A 19,446-nucleotide genomic window follows, 5' to 3' on the forward strand; every position below is an offset into this window, starting at 1 on the left:
GGAAACCACGCGGCTCCCAGGGCAACGGGGGCGGCCAGACAATCGCCTGGCCTCACAAGGCACTGGCTTTTGACACGCTGTTGAGTTCTCAAGAAACGGACACCCACCGCGCGGATCCCGCTCTCGCGGTCACCGCCCCGGGGCGACACTTTTAATTTACCCGGCTTTTCTTCTCTGTCAAACCGACCCTTTTCAGAGCCAATTCGACAAAGAAGTCCGCAACCGGGTATCCCACAAGCCGAACAAAAGCCTGGACCGGCTCGGTGTCGACTCGGGGAAGATGCCCATCGGGTCGGCCGCCTCTTGGCGACCAGCACCCAGCTCGGGCTGACCAGACCAGTGTACAACAGACCGAGCGCCGCTCGGGCCGCCTTCTGATCTGATCCCCTGGGGCCGTCCGCCTCGCGGCGTCCCGCATCCCTCAGGGTGCAGATGACTTTAGGCAGGCAAGATCGCAACAGTCAAATCGGAGCGACGGGCGCTCACGTGGTCCGGACGACGCGGCGCCGAGGCACGCGGACCGCGCATCGGGTCACGTTCACGTCGTTCGACTGTGGCCGAGAGGCCAGCCACTCACCGGTACGTGCCGCGTTCACGTTGATCAGAGGGAGTTCCCGCCGTTACAGATCCACGCTGCTCTCGGTTGCGCACGGTATTCCGGCCGCCGTCGCGATGAGCATGTGTCGAGGTCGAAGGGCCCCTGTCCTGCACGTGCCGCAGCTTCTCGCCATGACCTGAGGGAACCGTTGCACGATCCCTGATCGTCCCGGTGCTGCGAGCCCGATCGGTCAAGGCGCTGCGCGCCCGAGTCGCGCGCAGGGCAACGCCCTGCTTCGGAACGCTGCGTAACCGCTTCTTTTGGACTGCTCTGGCAGGACTGCGACCACACCTGAAGGGATGCCGTCGAGTCGACTCCACGGGTGTCTACATCTGGGGCGTGGACCTCGTCCTGCCCGTGGACGGCGAGGCCCGCATCGACCTGGGAGCGTCCCGCCCCGGCCGTCTCCGGTTCGTCTGCGCCTCCGGCACTGGCCTTGCGGTCGGGCTGGGCGCGAAACCGTGGCGCCTGGCCCGTTCCGCGAGCGGAGTTTCGAACCTGTTGGACGGGACGATCGGACGTGATGTCAGGCGCGCCGGCAACGGCGGGTCCCGGTAGAAGCCGCGAGCCGCTGCCACTGCCCGCGCGTCGACGAACCTCTTGTCGAGCAGGGTGCCGAGCCCGTGCCCGCAGAGCGGCGATCACCAGGTCCGCGCTGGAGGCTGCGGCCTCCCCCATCGGCGGCAGACCGTCGCCGACGACAAGGTCGTCGGCGACGGTCGCGGTCCGCGCGGCTCGGGCACCGCACTGCCGACAGGACTGTCGGTGACGCGTACCGGACCGCTTCTCCCCCTTCGGCGGCCGCCGAGGCGCGCTGCGCAATGGCCGTACTGATCCCCGAGTGGGCAGTGCCGAGGCTGCGTGGCCACTGATCATGTGACCGGCCTGCGCAGTCACCACCGCAGACCAGGACTGGGGCAGCTCGGCTGCTGGGACAGCCGTGACATCTGCTACGGCACAGGACGGAAGGCGGAGACCACGAAAGAGAGCGGCACCGTGACCGGCTCGGGGAGACGGGCGACGCGTTGCCGAAGCTCGTCGGCCGGAACATGGTGCGCGCTCGGCCCCATTCCGACGAGGGCTTCGGTCTGCGCGTGGTCGAGGGTCGCTTCATATTCCAGCGTGCGCCGCGTCTCCAGGGTGAAATGGGCTCCGAGGGCCGCATCAACGCGTTCGTTCTTCTGTTCGTCGACGGTCACGAGCCCGAGGGTTTCGACGAGCGGGCCCAGATGCCGTTGCGAGGGGGTGACGGTGACCAGGAGGCCGCCGCGCAGCACCCTATGGAATTCCGGGGCGTTGCGGGGAGCGAACACGTTGATGACCGCGTCCACGGCGTCGGTGCGGACCGGCAACGGCCGCCAGAGGTCGGCGACGACGGCGCCGATGCGTGGATGGGCTCGGGCGGCCCGCCGGGCGGCGTATTTGGACAGGTCCAGGGCGATGCCCACCGCGTCGCCGGGCTGGTCGAGTACCGCGCTCAGGTAGTAGCCCGTGCCGGCTCCCGCGTCCAGGACGCACCCGCCTCCTGGAACGGCGTCGAGTGCTGCGGTGATGAGCTCCGCGACGGCCTTCGCCATGGGGGCGAAGTGACCAGTTCGTAGGAAGGTCTCGCGCGCGCCCACCATCTCGGCGGTGTCGGCGGTGCCGGGACGGGCGTTTCCAGGGAGCAGATTCGCGTATCCCTGGCGGGCGACGTCGAAGGCGTGTCCTGCGGGGCAGCGCAGGGTCTTCCCTTCGCCGTTGAGGGCGAGGGTCTCCCCGCATACAGGGCACGCCAGACGTTCGACCACATCAGCCAGCACGGGTCATGGTCTACCACGCCAGACCGTCCTCGAGGACGTCGCGGACCGCACAGCGCAGGTGAGGACGCGGGCGGCCACGGTGCCATTCAGCGCGCCGTCGAGGCCGCGGACGCCATCGTCGGCCCCCGCTCTGCCCCGTCATGACCTCCGCAAAGTTCTCGAGACGGTTCCAAGGGCTCGGCGTCGTGCCAGCGGACGTCACGTCCAGCGGTGCCTGCGCCAGAGCCCACGCCCGGCTGGTCACCGACCGCCAGTGCGCCGCCATCCCGGGGCGGTTCCCCGGCGCGCCCAGCTCGCAGCTCCACCGCGCCGCCGTCCCGTACAGCTTGATCTGGTCGATGCTCTGGTTGGCGCCGGTGTCGCGCAGCTCCGGCGGACGGTCGGCGGTCAGCACGATCATCGGCACGCCCGCCTGATGCGCCTCGATCACCGCCGGGTGGAAGTCGGCCGCGGCCGTCCCCGACGTGCACACCACCGCCGCCGGACGCCCTGAGCGCCTGGCCGGCCCCAGCGTCTGGTCAGGTTGTGAATCGGCTGCCCCAGCGGCGGCAGGGTGCTGCCGATCTGCGAGATCACGGCTTCGAGCGGGTGCCGCCACGCCCAGCGTGACGCTTCTGGAGCCCCACATGACCAGCCGGCTGCCGCGTCGACGACGCCCCCTGCGAAGCGACGGCGACGAAGCTCCAGCCATCACAGCCTCGCCCGCTCGGGCACCCCAGACCGCAGCAGGCCGGTCAACCCGCTGGACAGGACGCCCCGAGCTGCACGCCTGAGGTCTCTGAAGCGGCTGGTACAGGCATTGCCGTCTCCCGCCTGAAAGCACCCGGCTTGGCGACGCCTCCATTAGGAGCGGGAGCTGCGACCACCGTCGACCTCGTCCTGCCCGGCGTGCACCTGCGGCTGCAGACCGACCGCGGCATGTTCTCACCCGACCGCGTCGACTCGGGCACGCGCATCCTGTTGGAAACCGCGCCTCTTCCCCCTCCCACCGGCGACCTGCTGGACCTGGGTGCGGCTACGGCCCCGTCGCCACCGGCCGCTCGGTCCCCGAGGCCGTCGACGCCGCCCGCGCCTCCCACATCCCGGTGTCCACCATCGCCTTCGGACCGGTATGGCCCCGGCGATCGACCCTCATGCGGCCCGACGGCGCGCGGTCGTCCCGCTGAGCGCCGCTTGTCGGCGGCGGCGCCGCGCTGGGCCTCGCCGGCGTCCCTCCCGGGGCCGGCTGCGCCCTACGGCCACGCCCAGGGGACTGGCGGCGCCGTGGGTGAGGCGCTATCAGAGGGGCGGCCGCGCCGAGCCAGTCGTCCCTGGCCGTAACGCCACATGGCGAGGGCTGCCTGAAGCCTGGGCGCCGGGCTTGGCGCCCAGGCGCGGACGATCTCGTGGCGGCGGCGCGAAATGGCCGGCGGAAGGGCTCATTCCGGCGGTACGCGCTGGTCTGGGGCGCCCTACAGTTCGGTGGCGCCGATGAAGGGTGCCTTCCGAGGAAGCCCACGTCCCATTCGGCGCAGCCCAGTAACCGCCCTCCGGTCGGTGGCTCCGAGCCGGAGGGCGCGCCGCCACTGCTGGACGATCTGGGCCGCGTCACCGCCTGAAGCGATTCGCCCACGACCTGGTCGTACCGATGGTGCTGCGAGCCCCTCAGGGCGGCGTCACGGGGACTCCAGCCGCCGTGACTCCGCCCTGTCAGGACGGCAGGCGGCGCCGCACTTCCTCCATGTCGAGGTCGCGCACCTGCTGGATGACGTTCTCCAGCACCGCCTCCGGCAGGGCCCCGGGCTCGGCGAACACGATCACGCCGTCGCGAATCGCCATGACCGTGGGGATGGAGGAGATGCCGAACCGCTCCGACAGCTCGGGCTGGTCCTCGGTGTCGACCTTGCCGAACACGATGTCGGGGTGCTTTTCGGCGGCCCTGGCGAAGACCGGGGCGAAGGCGCGGCACGGACCGCACCACTCGGCCCAGAAGTCGACCAGCACGATGCCGTCGCGCTGGGCCACGTCGTCGAAGTTGTCTGCGGTCAGCGTGACCGTCGCCATGTCGGTTTCTCCTCGCTCGGGGTATCAGCCAGGGAAGCGGCGGACAGCCCCGCAGTATTCCCGACGTGGGAATCACAGAGCCGTAATTGGCGTTCTCCCTTCAGGGAGATCGCACCGAAGAAGGGTCAGGATGGCTGCAACCCGTAGCAAGGGCGACAGGATCGACGCCCTCGACAAGGACCTTGTCGGGGCGTACCTCGACCGGATCGGCCGCACCCCCCTGCTGGACGCGGAGGAAGAGGTCGACCTGGCCAAGGCGATCGAAGGGGGCCTGTACGCCGAACAGCTCCTGGAGGAAGGCCCGATCCCCGAAGGGACCACCCGGGAAGAGCTGCAGGAGATCGTCGAGGCGGGGCTGCGCGCCAAGCAGCGCTTCGTCGAGGCCAACCTGCGCCTTGTGGTCTCGATCGCCCGCAAGTACCCCACCGACGCGCTTCCCCTCATCGACCTCATCCAGGAGGGCAACCTGGGGCTGATGCGGGCGGTGGAGAAGTTCGACTACCGGCGCGGCTTCAAGTTCTCGACGTACGCGACCTGGTGGATCCGGCAGGCGATCGGACGCGGCCTCAGCCACACCGCCCGCACCATCCGCCTCCCGGTGCACGTCGAGGAGGAGCTGTCACGGCTGCGGCGGGCCGAGCGGCAGCTCGGCCGCGACCTGGGCCGCGACCCCACGCGCGAGGAGCTGGCGGAGGCCGTCGGCGCCGAGCCCGAGCACGTCGACGAGCTGCTGAGCTGGCGCCGCGATCCCGCCAGCCTGGACGCCGCGGTGGACGACACGGGCGAGACCGCCATGGGCGACCTGCTGGAGGACCCCGACGGGGTGACGCCCGAGGCGGAGATCCTCGCGCTCGACGAGAGCGAGGGGCTGGGCCGCCTGCTGGAACGGCTGCCCGAACGCGAGTCGGCGATCCTGCGGGCCCGGTTCGGCATGGACAGCGGCCAGCCGCAGTCGTACGCGCAGATCGGCGCCCGCTACGGCCTGAGCCACAACCGGGTGCGGCAGATCACCGACCGGTCGCTGCGGCGGCTGCGCCAGATGGCGGCGGAGGCGGAACTGAACGGGCAGCGCGGGCCCGCGCACGCCGCGGCCGTCCCGTCCGCCGCCCGCACCGGCTCGCCGGCGGCCGCTCGGACCCCGAAGACGCGGGGCGCCCCGGCCGCGGAGCACAAGGTCACCGCGGCGGCCGTGCGCGCGGCCGCGTCTCGCAGCAAGGCGGCATGACGCCGCGCGACGCGCCGCGTGGCCCCGCGCGAGCCGCACGCAGACGGACGGTCGGTGCGGATGCACGCGGTCGGCCGCCTGTCGTCACATGGGGAACCTTCCGGAAGTTTTCCGGTTTCCTACACTGCGCTCCCCATGTCAGGGCGGCCCCGGTGCCATAGCCTTGGTGCACGTGAGTACATCTAGCGTCACGGGGGAGCTCGACGCCTGGCGCGCCCTCCCGGCACTGCAACAGCCCGAGTGGGAAGACGAGGCCGAGCTGCGCGCCGTGGTCGAGGAGCTGGCCAAGCAGCCTCCGCTGGTGTTCGCGGGCGAGTGCGACCAGCTCAAGGAGCGGCTGGCGGCGGTCGCGCGGGGCGAGGCGTTCGTCCTGCAGGGCGGGGACTGCGCCGAGACGTTCGCGGGCTCCACGGCCGACGCCGTCCGCAACAAGCTGAAGACCTTGCTGCAGATGGCGGTCGTGCTCACCTACGCGGGCCGCGTGCCGGTGGTGAAGATCGGCCGGATGGCCGGGCAGTTCGCCAAACCGCGGTCCAAGCCCGTCGAGAGGCGCGGCGGGGTGGAGCTGCCCGCCTACCGGGGCGACGCCGTCAACGGCTTCGAGTTCACCGCCGAGGCGCGGCGCAACGACCCGCGGCGGCTGCTGCAGGCCTACCACTGCTCGGCCGTCACGCTGAACCTGTGCCGGGCCTTCACCACGGGCGGGTACGCCGACCTGCGGCAGGTGCACGCCTGGAACCAGGACTTCGTGGCGGCCAGCCCGGCCGGGCGCCGGTACGAGCGGCTGGCCGGGGAGATCGACCGGGCGCTGGCGTTCATGAAGGCGTGCGGCGCCGACCCCGAGGAGCTCCACAGCGTGGAGTTCTACTCCAGCCACGAGGCGCTGCTGCTGGAGTACGAGCGGGCGCTGACCCGCATCGACAGCCGCAGCGGGCAGCCGTACGACGTGTCGGCGCACCTGCTGTGGATCGGCGAGCGGACCCGGCAGCTCGACGGCGCGCACGTGGAGTTCCTGCGGCACGTCCGCAACCCGATCGGGGTGAAGCTGGGCCCGTCCACCACCCCTGAGGACGCGCTGGCGCTGGCCGAGCGGCTCAACCCCGAGGGCGAGCCGGGCCGGCTGACGTTCATCACCCGGATGGGCGCGGACAAGATCCGCGACGCGCTGCCGCCGCTGATCGAGAAGGTGCGCGGCAGCGGGCCGCCGGTCGCCTGGATCTGCGACCCGATGCACGGCAACACCTTCGAGGCGCCGAGCGGGCACAAGACCCGCCGGTTCGACGACGTGCTGGCGGAGGTCACCGGGTTCTTCGAGGTGCACCGGGCGCTCGGCACCCACCCCGGCGGCATCCACATCGAGTTCACCGGCGACGACGTCACCGAGTGCGTCGGCGGCGGCCACGAGATCGACGAGGCCGACCTGCACCAGCGGTACGAGACCGCGTGCGACCCGCGGCTCAACCGCAGCCAGTCCCTGGACCTGGCGTTCATGGTCGCCGAGCTGTACCGCGAGACCCACTGACCTCGCGCCTCGCCGCGGGCCGCGGCGGCGCGGACGGCGTCGGGGCGGGGGTCAGATGGCGACCTCGGCCCAGACGACCTTGCCGCCGGCGACGGGTTCGGCGCCCCAGGCGGTGGCGAAGCGGTCGACGATGAACAGGCCGCGGTGCGACTCGTCCAGGGGGCCGGGGACGGTCAGGCGCGGCATCTGCGCGGCGCGGTCGCGGACCTCCACGCGGACCCGGGAGTCGTCGCGTATCAGACGCAGTTCCAAGGCGGTTCCGGCGTGCCGGACGGCGTTGGCGACCAATTCGGCGACGATCGCGGTGACCAGCTCCTCGCGTTCCATGAGGGCCCACGTGCGCATGGTGCGGGTGGCCAGTCGGCGCGCGTGCTCCACCGCCTCGGTCTGCGGGGCGGCGCGCATCGTCGTCTCGGTCATCGCGGGGACCGCCGGACGGTTCGGGGGGCGGGCCGGCCGTCGGCCGTCGACGGCGCGGTGCGGCGGCCGCGCATCACACGCGGCCCTCGGCGCCTTCGCCGTCCGCCGCGTCCGCCATGAGGAAGCGGTCGAGGCCGGTGGTGCGCAGCACGTTCTCCACCCGGCCGTAGGCGCCGGTCACCACGAGCGTGGCGTTCTGGGCGCGGGCGTGCTTGTACGCGCGGACGAGCACGTTCAGGCCGGAGGAGTCGCAGAAGTCGACGGCGGTGAGGTCGACCACGACCTCCCGCTCCCCCGCGTCGACCAGCTCGGTCAGCCGGGCTCGGAGCTCCTCGGAGGAGTGCAGGTCGATGGAGCCGCGCGCGGCGATCGTCGCGCGGCCGTCGTGTCGCGTCGTCTGCAAGGCTAGGCCCACGACACCCCACCATACCGACTGCGGGCCCTCCTGACGCCCCCGCCGGTGACGCCCCGGTCCCGCTCGGTCACGACGCCCGCAGGACGATCAGTGCGACGTCGTCGTTGGACGGCTCGGGCCCGAAGTCGCGCACGGCCCGCTGGATGCGGGCGGCGACCGCGCCCGCGCTCAGGCCGGTGCAGCCCGACAGCAGCCGTTCCAGGCCGTGCCCGTCGCCCAGCAGCCGGGAGCCCGAGCGCCGCTCGGTGACGCCGTCGGTCACGCACAGCAGCACCTGTCCGCGGCGCAGGCTGACGGTGTCGGTGTGGAACCGCACGTCGTCGAACACGCCGAGCAGCGGCTGCGGGCGGGCGGCCTCGCGGACGGCGCCGTCGGGGTCCAGGATCAGCGGCGGCGGGTGCCCGGCGCTGCTCAGCGTGATCGTCACCCCGTCCCGGCGCGGCCGCGGGGTGATCTCGCCGTGCAGCAGGGTCAGCAGGCGGCCGCGCTCGCCCTCGCCGAGGATCAGCCGGTTGAGGCGGGCCAGCACGTCGGGGACGGACATGTCCTCGGCGGCCAGGATGCGCAGGGCGTGCCGGGCCAGCCCGGTGACGGCGGCGGCCTGCGGGCCGGTGCCGCACACGTCGCCGATGGCGAACCGCCAGCGGTGGGCGGGCCCGGCGGGCCCGCCGGACGGGTCGGGGCACTCGAACACGTCGTAGAAGTCGCCGCCGACCTCGCTGCCCTCGCCGGCCGGCTCGTACACCACGGCGACCTCCAGGCCCGGGATCTCGGGCACGCCGGGCGGCAGCAGGCTGCGCTGCAGGGCGCGGCTCATGGCGGTCTGGGCGGAGTACAGGCGGGCGTTGTCGATCGCCAGGGCGGCGCGGCGGCTGAGCTCCTCGGCCAGCTCGATGGCGCTGCGCGGGAAGCGGTCGCCGGCCGGGCGGCCGATCACGATGGCGCCGATGCGGCGGCCGCGGGCGATCAGCGGGAACGCGTAGGCCTGGTCGCGGGCGGTGCTCCCGGCGGCGGCGCGCACGTCCGGCGGGGCGGCCATGAGACCGTTCCAAGGGCCGGGGGCGTCCATCGGCGGGGCGAGGTCGGCGTGGGCGAGCAGGTCGCGCAGCCCGTCGGCGCGGGTCTCGTCGGCGTGCCAGACGTAGGCGAGGCGGTCGCGCTCGCCGTCGCCGTCGGCGACGGTGTAGACGGCGCACCAGGTCGCCAGCCGCGGCACGACCAGCTGGGCGACCAGCGCCATGGTGCGCTCCTGGTCGAGGGTGCCGGCCAGCAGGTCGCTGGCCTCGGCGACGAAGCTGAGCCAGCCGCGCCACGAGCGCTCCAGCTCGCCGATGCGGGCCTTCTCCAGCGACAGCGCCGTCTCCTCGGCCAGCCGGCCCAGGCGGGCGGCGTCGGCCTCGTCGAACCGGCCGGGGGCGGACGCCACGGCGACGACCAGGCCGGTGAGGCGGCCCTGGGTCACCAGCGGCGCGGCGACCATGGAGCGGGCGCGCAGGGCCGCGGCGACCGGGTCGGCGGCGTCGGCGGCCACCCACGGCGCGCCGCCGCGGGCGTCCGGGCCGAGGCCGACCACCGACAGCTCCTCCACGGGGGCCTCGGTGGGCAGGCCGGACGCGGCGCCCAGCACCAGCCGCCCGTCGCGTTCGGTCAGCAGGACGGCGGCGCCGTCGGCGTCGAGCATGTTGCGGACGGTGCCGACCGCCTCCTGCAGCGTCTCCTTGGCCGAGGTCGAGCGCAGCAGCCGGTCGCCGGCCACGGCCCTGGCGGCGAGGTCGTTCTCGTCGCGCGCGGCGCCGCCGCCGAGGCGGCCCCCGGCGGCCGCGGCTCCCCGCCCTTCCCTGCGCGTGGCGGGGCGCGCGGCGGTCCTGTCTCCGGGGCGGGCGCCCTGGGTCGGCGGGCTCGCGGCGCCTGCGGCCTTCTCGGCGGCGTCCTCGCGGTCGGGTGCGGCGCCGGAGTCGCCGCCGGGCCGGGGCAGCCGGAACCACACGCCCTTGCCGCGCCGGTCGTAGGTGACGCCCCAGGACTCCGACAGCGCGGCGATCGACGGGAGGCCGCGGCCGCTGGAGGCCTCCATGCCCGGCATCGCGATGACGCGGGTGGGGTGGCGGTCGCGGACCTCGATCTGGATCTCGCCGTCGGTGAGCCGGCAGATCACCTCGAACGAGGTGCCCGCGTAGGCGACGGCGTTGGTGGCCAGTTCGCTGGTGGCGAGCACGGCGTCGTCGACGGCCTCGTCCATGTGCCAGCCCGTCAGCACCCGGCGGACGAACCGCCGCGCCTCCGCCACGGACGTGGCGACGGAGGGGAAGGTGGCCGACACCTTCTGCGCCGAGGAGGACCGCGCCGTGCGCGCCGCCGTCTGCCGATCCAACAGTCCGTTCCTCACTTCGAGCTTTTCCCGGGCCCGGCTATCGTGGCAGACGGGTTCGCCGCCCGGCCAGGAGAGGTCCCCGCCCGCGGCGGGATCCCGGGGACGGGCCGGCCGCGGCGTCCCGGTCGGCGCCGCCGACGGGCCCGGCCGCGGCACCGGGCCACCGGTGAGCGGGGGTCCGGGACGGCATCTTCCCGGCCCGGCGGACAGGTGCGGGCCAGGGCCGCCACAACACGACAGACCGTAACACGAAGGCTACGAGCCACCTCGAGGCGTCACGCGACGGGTGCGGCGCACCGCCGTCGTGCGGCGGGCCTGACATCGGCGGCGTGGAACGTAAAGTACAGGTGCGGCCACGTCAGAAGGAGGTGTCCGTCGTTCCCGGGTACCCACGTCGCGGGCCAGGAGGATGAGCAGCATGCCCCGAACCGCTCCCCGTACGAACTACCGCAACGGGTCCCATGACACCACGCCGCGCTATAGCGACGCCGATCTGGCGCCGTTGCTCAAGGCGCTGGCGGCGGTGCGGGACGGCAAGCTCCGCAAAGAGCTGGACGTGCCGGGTGAGGGCGCCGTCGCGGAGGCCGCGGCGATCCTGGAGGAGATCCGCCAGAACGCCGAGCACATCGCCACCGGGATGGCGCGGGTGCGGCGCGAGATCGGCCGGCAGGGGCAGCTGCGCGGCCGGCTGCGGCCCGGCGCGCTCAAGGGCACCTGGGGCACCGTGGTCGAGGACGCCAACGCGATCATCGACAAGCTCACCGACCTGGCGACCGGCATCCACAAGGTGGTGGAGGCGGTCGCCGCGGGCGACCTGAACCAGCGGGTGGAGCTGCGGGTCGGCGGGCGGCCGATGCGCGGGGAGCTGCTGCGCATGGCCCGGTCGGCGAACTCGATGGTGGAGCTGCTGGACCAGTTCACCTGGGAGGTCACCCAGTTCGCCCGGGAGGTCGGCACCGAGGGGCGGCTCGGCGGCAAGGCGTCCGCGCGCGGCATGTCCGGCCGGTGGCGGGACGTGACCGCGGCGGTGAACCTGATGGCCGACCGGCTGACCTCGCAGGTCCGCGACATCGCCGAGGTGACGACGGCGGTCGCCAAGGGCGACCTGACCCGCAAGGTGACGGTGGAGGCCGCGGGCGAGCTGCAGGAGCTGAAGCTCACCGTCAACACCATGGTCGACCAGCTGTCGGCGTTCGCCGACGAGGTGACCCGCGTCGCCCGCGAGGTCGGCACCGAGGGGCAGCTGGGCGGTCAGGCCAACGTGCGGGGCGTCAGCGGGGTCTGGAAGGACCTCACCGACAACGTCAACGCGATGGCCAACAACCTGACCTCGCAGGTCCGCAACATCGCCCAGGTGACGACGGCGGTCGCCGAGGGCGACCTCAGCAAGAAGATCACCGTCGACGCGCAGGGCGAGATCCTGCAGCTGAAGCTGACGGTGAACCAGATGGTGGACACCCTGTCGGCGTTCGCCGACGAGGTCACCCGCGTCGCCCGCGAGGTCGGCACCGAGGGCCGCCTCGGCGGCCAGGCCCGCGTGCCCGGCGTGAGCGGCGTGTGGAGGGACCTGACCGACAATGTCAACGGCATGGCGTCCAACCTGACCTACCAGGTCCGCAACATCGCGCAGGTCACCACGGCGGTCGCCCAGGGCGACCTGACCAAGAAGATCACCGTCGACGCGCAGGGCGAGATCCTGGAGGTCAAGGACACCGTCAACACGATGGTGGACACCCTGTCGGCGTTCGCCGACGAGGTCACCCGCGTCGCCCGCGAGGTCGGCACCGAGGGCCGCCTCGGCGGTCAGGCCCGAGTGCACGGGGTCAGCGGGGTCTGGAAGGACCTCACCGACAACGTCAACTCGATGGCCAACAACCTGACCACCCAGGTGCGCAACATCGCGCAGGTCACCACCGCGGTGGCGCAGGGCGACCTGAGCAAGAAGATCACCGTCGACGCGCAGGGCGAGATCGCCCAGCTGAAGGAGACCATCAACACGATGGTCGACATCCTGTCGGCGTTCGCCGCCGAGGTGACCCGGGTGGCGCGCGAGGTCGGCACCGAGGGCCGCCTGGGCGGGCAGGCGATCGTGCCCGGCGCGGGCGGCATGTGGAAGGACCTGACCGACAACGTCAACGGGATGGCCTCCAACCTGACCACCCAGGTGCGCAACATCGCGCAGGTGGCCACCGCGGTGGCGCACGGCGACCTGACCCGCCGCATCGACGTCGACGCCCAGGGCGAGATCCTGGAGCTGAAGACCACCCTGAACACGATGGTGGACACGCTGTCGGCGTTCGCCTCCGAGGTGACCCGCGTCGCCCGCGAGGTCGGCACCGAGGGCCGCCTCGGCGGGCAGGCCGAGGTGGAGGGCGTGTCGGGCACCTGGAAGCGGCTCACCGAGAGCGTCAACGAGCTGGCCAGCAACCTGACCACGCAGGTGCGGGCGATCGGCGAGGTCGCCCGGGCGGTGGCGCGCGGCGACCTGACCCGCTCCATCACCGTGGAGGCCCGCGGCGAGGTGGCCGAGCTGAAGGACAACGTCAACCTGATGGTCGCCACGCTGCGCGAGACCACCCGGGCCAACCAGGAGCAGGACTGGCTGAAGACCAACCTGGCGCGCATCGGCGGGCTGATGCAGGGCCACCGCGACCTCATGCAGGTCGCCGAGTTGATCATGAACGAGCTGACGCCGACCGCCAGCGCCCAGTACGGCGCGTTCTACATGGCCGAGTACCCCGAGGACGGCGCGGAGGCCCCCGACCCCGACGACGCCGAGCTCGTGCTGATCGCCGGGTACGGGATCGACCGCGACCGGATCGGCGCGGAGCGGTTCGGCATCGGGGACGGCCTGATCGGCCAGGCCGCCCGGGAGCGCCGCCGGATCCTGCTCACCGACGCGCCGCCCGGCTACATCAAGATCGGCACGGGGCTGGGCGAGGCCGACCCGGTCAACATCATCGTCCTGCCGATCGTGTTCGAGGACACCGTGCTGGGCGTGATCGAGCTGGCCTCGTTCAGCCGGTTCACCGACGTGCACCTGGCGCTCTTCGACCAGCTGATCGAGACGATCGGGGTGACGCTGAACGCCATCCGCGCCAACGCCCGCACCGAGGCGCTGCTGGCCGAGTCCCAGCGGCTCGCGCAGGAGCTGCAGGAGCGGTCCGACGAGCTGCAGCGCCAGCAGGGCGAGCTGCGGCACTCCAACAGCGAGCTGGAGGAGAAGGCGGCGCTGCTGGCCCAGCAGAACCGCGCGATCGAGATCCAGAACTACCAGATCGAGCAGGCCCGGCGGACGCTGGAGGAGCGCGCCGAGCAGCTGGCGATCTCCTCGCGGTACAAGTCGGAGTTCCTCGCCAACATGTCGCACGAGCTGCGCACCCCGCTCAACAGCCTGCTCGTGCTGGCCAAGCTGCTGTCGGAGAACGCCGAGGGCAACCTGACCGACAAGCAGGTGGAGTTCGCCCGGACCATCTACGACTCCGGCACGGACCTCCTGGAGCTGATCAACGACATGCTCGACCTGGCCAAGGTGGAGGCCGGGAAGATGGAGGTGCACCTGCAGACGCTGGAGGTCTCGGCGCTGGTCGACTACGTCGAGGCGACGTTCCGTCCGCTGTCGCAGGACAAGGGTCTGCGGTTCGGGGTGGAGGTCGCCCCGGACGTCCCGGCGACCCTGTACACCGACGAGCAGCGGCTGCAGCAGGTGCTGCGGAACCTGCTGTCCAACGCGGTGAAGTTCACCAGCGAGGGCGAGGTGCGGCTGCGCGTGGAGCGCGCCGACGACATGGACTTCACCGTCCCGGCGCTGTGGAACACCCCGGACGTGCTGGCGTTCCGGGTGATCGACACCGGGATCGGGGTGAGCCAGGACAAGCTGCAGGCCATCTTCGAGGCGTTCCAGCAGGCCGACGGCACCACCAGCCGCCGCTACGGCGGCACCGGGCTCGGCCTGTCCATCAGCCGCAACATCGCCCGGCTGCTGGGCGGGGAGATCCACGTGGAGAGCGAGGTCGGCCAGGGCAGCGTCTTCACCCTGTACCTGCCCGCCCGGTGCCCCTCGCCGGACGAGCGGCGGCGCCCCGCGGCAGACGAGCACGACGCGGCCGATCAGGCCGACCGCGCCGCCCCGCCGGCGGTGCCGGCGGCGCCCGCCGGGTCCGCGCCCGCCCTGGAGGCGCCGGCGCCCGGCCGCGGCGAGGACGCCCCGACCAGGGAGCGCGACGAAGGCGAGGACCCGCTGAACGGGCTCGTGCCCGAGCCGCCCGCCGACTACCTGGACACGGCGCTGTCGGGCCGCAAGGTGCTCATCGTCGACGACGACGTGCGCAACGTGTTCGCGCTGACCAGCGTCCTGGAGGGGTACGGCATGGACGTGCTGTACGCCGAGGACGGGCAGGCGGGCATCGACCTGCTGCACCGCAACCCGGACGTGGCGCTGGTGCTGATGGACGTGATGATGCCCGGACTCGACGGCTACGCCACCACCGCCGCGATCCGGGAGATGCCGCAGTTCGCCGAGCTGCCCATCATCGTGATCACGGCGAAGGTGATGAAGGGCGACCGGGAGAAGAGCCTGGCGGCGGGCGCGTCGGACTACGTGCCCAAGCCGGTGGACGTCGACCGGCTGCTGGACGTGATGCGGCGCTGGCTGCAGCCGTCGGCCGTGCGCTGACCCGCCCCGCCCGCCGGCGCCGGGTCGTCGGGCGGGGCAGGACGTTGTGCACTGATGGGGAACGCCGACCCGTGGGATGATCGGGGCGGCGGCCGGGGCGCGGCGGAGCGGCCGCGGCCGTCCGTGCCGCGGCGGGGCGCCGGGTTCGGGCGCCGGGCGGTCGCGGGCCACGCCGTCCGGCCGGGGATCGGATCGAGGAGAGAGGCCACGCGTGGACGACAAGGCGAAGATCCTGCTCGTGGACGACCGCGAGGAGAACCTGATCGCCCTTGAGGCCATCCTCAGCTCCCTCGACCTGGACCTGGTGCGGGCCCGCTCCGGCGAGGAGGCGCTCAAGGCGCTGCTGACGGACGAGTACGCGGTCATCCTGCTGGACGTGGTGATGCCGGGCATGGACGGCTTCGAGACCGCCCGCGACATCAAGCGCCGCAAGAAGACCCGCGACGTGCCGATCATCTTCCTCACCGCGGTCGACAGCGACCCCGACTACGCGTTCCGCGGCTACGCCGCCGGGGCGGTGGACTTCATCTCCAAGCCGTTCGACCCGTGGGTGCTGCGCGCCAAGGTGTCGGTGTTCGTGGAGCTGCACAACAAGAACAAGCAGCTGCGCGAGCAGACGTCGCTGCTGCGGCAGCAGGCCGCGGTGCTCCGGGAGCAGGCGGAGCTGCTGCGGACCCGTCCCGCCGACGGGCAGGACGTCGCGGAGCGGCTCACCGCCGTCACCGAGCAGCTGGAGGCCGTGGGCAAGCGGGTGCCGCAGCCTCTGCGGGAGGAGTTCGCCGAGCTGGAACGCCGGTTCGCCGACCTGCGGGCCGCGCTCACCGCCCCCGGCGACGACTCCTCCCCGTCCGGCCGCTAGGCCCGCGGCCGGGAGGGGCGCGCGTCTTTTCTGTCCGTCTCGCCAGGGACAGGTGCCCCGCCGGTCAGGCTTGGCGGCGGCCCGCGCCGGGGACGGTACGGCGGCGGGAGGAGATGCCCATGGACGCCCCCGCCCTCTTCGCCGCCGGCGCCGCCACGGGTCTGCTGGCGGGCGTCACCTCGTGCACGGCCGTGCAGCTGGCTCTGCTGGCGGGCGCGGTGCGCGGCGAGCGGCGGCCGACGCGTCCCGTGGCCGCGTTCCTGGCCGCCCGGCTCGCCGTCCACGCGTGCCTCGGGGCGGTCCTGGGCATGGCGGGCGGCGCGGTCCAGCCCGGTCCCCGTACGCGGGGCGTGCTGCTGTGCCTGGCCGCCGCGGCGCTGCTGCTGTTCGCGCTCGACCTTCTCGGGTTCCGCCCGGTGCGCCGGCTGCTCCCCCGCCGCCTCGGCGGTTGCCGGGGCGCCGCCGTGTCCGACGACGTCCCATTACACGGCGGTGAGGGGAGGTGTCACGCCCTCACCGCGACTTCCCCTTCGTCAACGTCCTGCCGCCCGGTTGCGGTCCGAGACGCCGCTCCATCGGACGTCGCGTCCGCTCCGTCGGGGCGGCGCCGAGGGGCTGTGCGGCCGGCGGCGTTGGGCGCGGCCACCGTGCTGCTGCCCTGCGGGCTGACCCTGTCGGCCGAGCTGCTGGCGGTCACGTCCCGCTCCCCGGTCGGCGGCGCCGCCGTGATGGCCGGGTTCGCGGTCGGCGGTGCGCCGGTGTTCGGGCTGGTGGGCGCCGCGGCCGGGCGGCTGCGCGGCCGGCTGGCGCCCGTGGCGGCGGTCGCGCTGCTGGCCGTCGCGGGCTGGACGCTGCTGGCGGGGCTGCGCCTGGGCGGGTGGCTGCCCGCGGACGGAGGCGGCGGCACGGCCGCGGCGGACGCGGCGGCGGTGCGCCGCGACGCGTCCGGCACGCAGATCGTCACCGTCTGGGCCCTGGACCGCGGCTACCGGCCCGCCGTGCTCACGGCCCGCGCGGGGGTGCACACCGTCCTCGTCCTGCGCACCCGCGGCACCCACGGCCACACCCGCGTGTTCACCATCCCCTCCCGCAACGTGGACCTCGTCCTGCCCGTGGACGGCGAGACCCGCGTCGACCTGGGGACGCCCCGGCCCGGCCGTCTCCGGTTCGTCTGCGCCTCCGGCCACTACCCCGGCTCGATCACCTTCCGCTGACCCGGCTTCCGAACGGGGGGCGTCGGAACCCATCGATTCGGCTACAACGTCGCCCCTGTCGTCGGCATGCGTCGACGAGGCCCGGGCTCTGATCGACGAGGCGCACGGGCCGGGGCTGCGCGGACGTGCCCCGCCCTTCTCAGGTGAGGCGGGTCCCGCCGGCGACGGCCTGCCCCGGCGGGACCGTCCCCGGCGGACTAGGAGCCGGACTCGGCGGCCAGGCGGGCGCGGGCGGCGGCGATGCGGGCGAGGGTGCGCTCGCGGCCGAGGACCTCCAGGGACTCGAACAGCGGCAGGCCCACGGTGCGGCCCGTGACGGCGACGCGGACGGGGGCCTGGGCCTTGCCGAGCTTGAGGCCGTGGGCGGCGCCGACCTGCTCCAGCCGGGTCTTGAGCTCTCCGGCCTCCCAGGGGGCGTCGCGGTAGGCGCCCTCGGCGTCGGCCAGGATCTCGGCCGCCGGGCCCTTCGTCATCGCCTTCGTCCAGGACGCCTCGTCGAACACCGGCTCGTCCAGGAACGCGAAGTCGACCATGGGCACGATCTCCGACAGCAGCGCGATGCGCGTCTGCGCCAGCGGCGCGAGCTTGGCGAAGACCTCCGCGTCCGCGTCGAACGGCGCCTGCTCCAGGAACGGCTGGCACTCGGCGATGAACCTGTCCAGCGGCAGGGCACGGATGTACTCGCCGTTGAACGCGCGCAGCTTCTTGACGTCGAAGAACGCCGGGGAGGTGTTGACGTCCTCGATCCGGAACTCCCGGACGATCTCCTCCCACGGCACGATCTCGCGGCCGCCGGACGGCGCCCACCCCAGCAGCATCAGGTAGTTGCGCATCGCCTCGGCCAGGTAGCCCTCGGCGCGGTAGTCCTCCAGGGCCACCTTGTCGCGCCGCTTGGACAGCTTCTGCCGCTTCTCGTTGACGATCACCGGGACGTGCGCCCACACCGGCGGCCGGGCGCCCAGCGCCTCCCACAGCAGCTGCTGCTTGGGCGCGTTGGACAGGTGCTCCTCGCCGCGCACCACGTGGGTGATGCCCTGGCTGATGTCGTCGACGGCGTTGGCCAGCAGGAACGTCACCGACCCGTCCGCGCGGGCGATGACGAAGTCCTCCAGGGCCGCGTTGTCGAAGGTGGGCTCGCCGCGCAGCAGGTCCACGACCGTGGTCTTGCCGTGGTCGGGGGTGCGGAACCGCAGGGCGCGTCCCGGCCCCGGCTCCAGCCCGCGGTCGCGGCAGTGTCCGTCGTAGCCCCGGTGCTGGTCGCCGGTGCGGGCGACGACGTCCTCGCGGGTGCAGTCGCAGTAGTACGCCCGGCCCTGCTCGCGGAGCCGGAGGGCGGCCTCGCGGTGCTTGTCGGCGTTGGCGGACTGGAAGTACGGGCCCTCGTACTCGCCGCCGTCGATGCCGAGCCACGCCAGGGCGCGGATGATCCCCTCGGTCCACTCGGGCCGGTTGCGGGAGGCGTCGGTGTCCTCGATCCGCAGGACCAGCGTCCCGCCCGACTGTTTGGCCATCACCCAGTTGAACAGCGCGGAGCGGGCCCCGCCCACGTGGAACATGCCGGTGGGCGAGGGGGCGAAACGAACACGGATCGAAGAGCTGGCAGACATGCCTCCAAGCCTAGTGGGGTCGCGGCGCCGCCCCCTCCCCCACCGTGCCGCGCGGCGCCGCTACGCCCGCCCGCTCTCCCAGTGCGGGTCGCGCCCGGCGAGGCCGAGCAGCCGCTCCAACAGCGGAGCGGACTCGGGCACCGGGACCTGCGGGCCGAACGCCCCAAGCTTGCGGCCGGTGTCCGCGATGCGGTCGAGCTGCGCGTAGGCGGCGCGGACCAGGTCGTCGCCGAACCGGGCGCTCTGCCCGGTGGCGACGGCCAGGTCCCACCCGTGCAGCACGCACTCGAGGAACAGAATGCCGCCGACGAACGGGGCGGGCATGGCCGTCCCCTCGCCGGTGAGCCGGGTCGTCCCCTCCCAGGCATCCGGGTGCGACCACGCCTCGGCGGCCTTGCGCACCCGCGCGGCGTACAGCCCGGCCCAGTCGCCGTCGACGGTGAAGTCGTGGTCCTGGCCCGGCTCGGCGGGCGGCGTCAGCTTGTGCGCGGCGCCCTCGATCCGTCCGCTCCAGAAGATCATGTGGTTGACCAGCGCCCGCACGTCCCACTCCGGGCAGGGCGTCGGCGCGTCCAGCCGGTCGGCGGGCACGGCGTCCATGACGCCCACGGCGGCCTCCGCGGCGGGCGCCATCAGCGTCCTCAGTTCCATCGTCGCCCCCTCTCGAACATGTGTTCCCACACTACGGGGTCGAC

General features: G+C 73.1%; 13 protein-coding genes and 1 pseudogene. 6 read left to right on the plus strand and 8 right to left on the minus strand.

Annotation, left to right across the window (positions count from 1 at the left end; all coding sequences use genetic code 11):
- Window positions 1-1,548 precede the first annotated feature (1,548 nt).
- Both AR3_RS08190 and AR3_RS29400 read right to left on the minus strand, forming a co-directional pair.
- Complete coding sequence (locus tag AR3_RS08190; protein ID WP_067910950.1) at window positions 1,549-2,400, minus strand: putative RNA methyltransferase; 852 nt, start codon at window positions 2,398-2,400, stop codon at window positions 1,549-1,551.
- A gap of 10 nt (window positions 2,401-2,410) precedes the next feature.
- Entirely contained in the window at window positions 2,411-3,244 is an 834-nt protein-coding gene (locus AR3_RS29400) for a thiamine pyrophosphate-binding protein (RefSeq protein WP_313819608.1), read from the minus strand.
- Between AR3_RS29400 and AR3_RS29405 the strand changes: the two are divergent.
- Window positions 3,214-3,431: pseudogene (locus AR3_RS29405) on the plus strand (methyltransferase); the annotation flags it as partial. The gene AR3_RS29400 and the pseudogene AR3_RS29405 sit on opposite strands and share 31 nt — an antisense overlap.
- A gap of 658 nt (window positions 3,432-4,089) precedes the next feature.
- Here AR3_RS29405 and trxA read toward each other — a convergent pair.
- On the minus strand, window positions 4,090-4,443 hold the full coding sequence (gene trxA, locus AR3_RS08200) for a thioredoxin (RefSeq protein ID WP_067910956.1): 354 nt from the start codon (window positions 4,441-4,443) through the stop codon (window positions 4,090-4,092).
- A gap of 130 nt (window positions 4,444-4,573) precedes the next feature.
- Here trxA and AR3_RS08205 point away from each other — a divergent pair, with 130 nt between their 5' ends.
- Both AR3_RS08205 and AR3_RS08210 read left to right on the plus strand, forming a co-directional pair.
- Window positions 4,574-5,668 (plus strand): sigma-70 family RNA polymerase sigma factor, encoded by a 1,095-nt coding sequence (locus AR3_RS08205; RefSeq protein ID WP_083951095.1) that lies wholly within the window; start codon window positions 4,574-4,576, stop codon window positions 5,666-5,668.
- 172 nt (window positions 5,669-5,840) lie between these two features.
- Window positions 5,841-7,190, plus strand: a complete 1,350-nt coding sequence (locus tag AR3_RS08210) for a class II 3-deoxy-7-phosphoheptulonate synthase (RefSeq protein ID WP_067911140.1) — start codon at window positions 5,841-5,843, stop codon at window positions 7,188-7,190.
- A gap of 51 nt (window positions 7,191-7,241) precedes the next feature.
- Here AR3_RS08210 and AR3_RS08215 read toward each other — a convergent pair whose 3' ends face one another.
- The 3 genes from AR3_RS08215 to AR3_RS08225 form a co-directional block, all read right to left on the minus strand.
- Window positions 7,242-7,610, minus strand: a complete 369-nt coding sequence (locus AR3_RS08215) for an ATP-binding protein (RefSeq protein WP_067910958.1) — start codon at window positions 7,608-7,610, stop codon at window positions 7,242-7,244.
- A 73-nt stretch (window positions 7,611-7,683) separates the two neighbouring features.
- Window positions 7,684-8,025 carry an STAS domain-containing protein gene (locus AR3_RS08220; protein WP_067910961.1) on the minus strand — a complete coding sequence of 114 codons (342 nt, stop codon included), beginning with the start codon at window positions 8,023-8,025 and terminating at the stop codon, window positions 7,684-7,686.
- A 67-nt stretch (window positions 8,026-8,092) separates the two neighbouring features.
- Complete coding sequence (locus AR3_RS08225; RefSeq protein WP_227022984.1) at window positions 8,093-10,396, minus strand: SpoIIE family protein phosphatase; 2,304 nt, start codon at window positions 10,394-10,396, stop codon at window positions 8,093-8,095.
- 418 nt (window positions 10,397-10,814) lie between these two features.
- Here AR3_RS08225 and AR3_RS08230 point away from each other — a divergent pair, with 418 nt between their 5' ends.
- The 3 genes from AR3_RS08230 to AR3_RS08240 all read left to right on the plus strand — a co-directional run bounded on the left by AR3_RS08230 (window position 10,815) and on the right by AR3_RS08240 (window position 17,144).
- Window positions 10,815-15,071 (plus strand): HAMP domain-containing protein, encoded by a 4,257-nt coding sequence (locus AR3_RS08230; RefSeq protein WP_067910964.1) that lies wholly within the window; start codon window positions 10,815-10,817, stop codon window positions 15,069-15,071.
- Between the two features lie 211 nt (window positions 15,072-15,282).
- Entirely contained in the window at window positions 15,283-15,930 is a 648-nt protein-coding gene (locus tag AR3_RS08235) for a response regulator (protein ID WP_067910967.1), read from the plus strand.
- A gap of 119 nt (window positions 15,931-16,049) precedes the next feature.
- Window positions 16,050-17,144, plus strand: a complete 1,095-nt coding sequence (locus AR3_RS08240) for an urease accessory protein UreH domain-containing protein (RefSeq protein ID WP_067910970.1) — start codon at window positions 16,050-16,052, stop codon at window positions 17,142-17,144.
- Window positions 17,145-17,341: 197 nt separating this feature from the next.
- Here AR3_RS08240 and gltX read toward each other — a convergent pair whose 3' ends face one another.
- Window positions 17,342-18,751: a glutamate--tRNA ligase gene (gene gltX / locus AR3_RS08245; protein ID WP_083951104.1), complete on the minus strand. Its 1,410-nt coding sequence runs from the start codon at window positions 18,749-18,751 to the stop codon at window positions 17,342-17,344.
- A gap of 60 nt (window positions 18,752-18,811) precedes the next feature.
- Window positions 18,812-19,402 (minus strand): TIGR03086 family metal-binding protein, encoded by a 591-nt coding sequence (locus AR3_RS08250; RefSeq protein ID WP_067910989.1) that lies wholly within the window; start codon window positions 19,400-19,402, stop codon window positions 18,812-18,814.
- Window positions 19,403-19,446 lie beyond the last annotated feature (44 nt).

The organism is Actinomadura rubrobrunea NBRC 15275 (assembly GCF_001552235.1).
GTDB lineage: Bacteria > Actinomycetota > Actinomycetes > Streptosporangiales > Streptosporangiaceae > Spirillospora > Spirillospora viridilutea.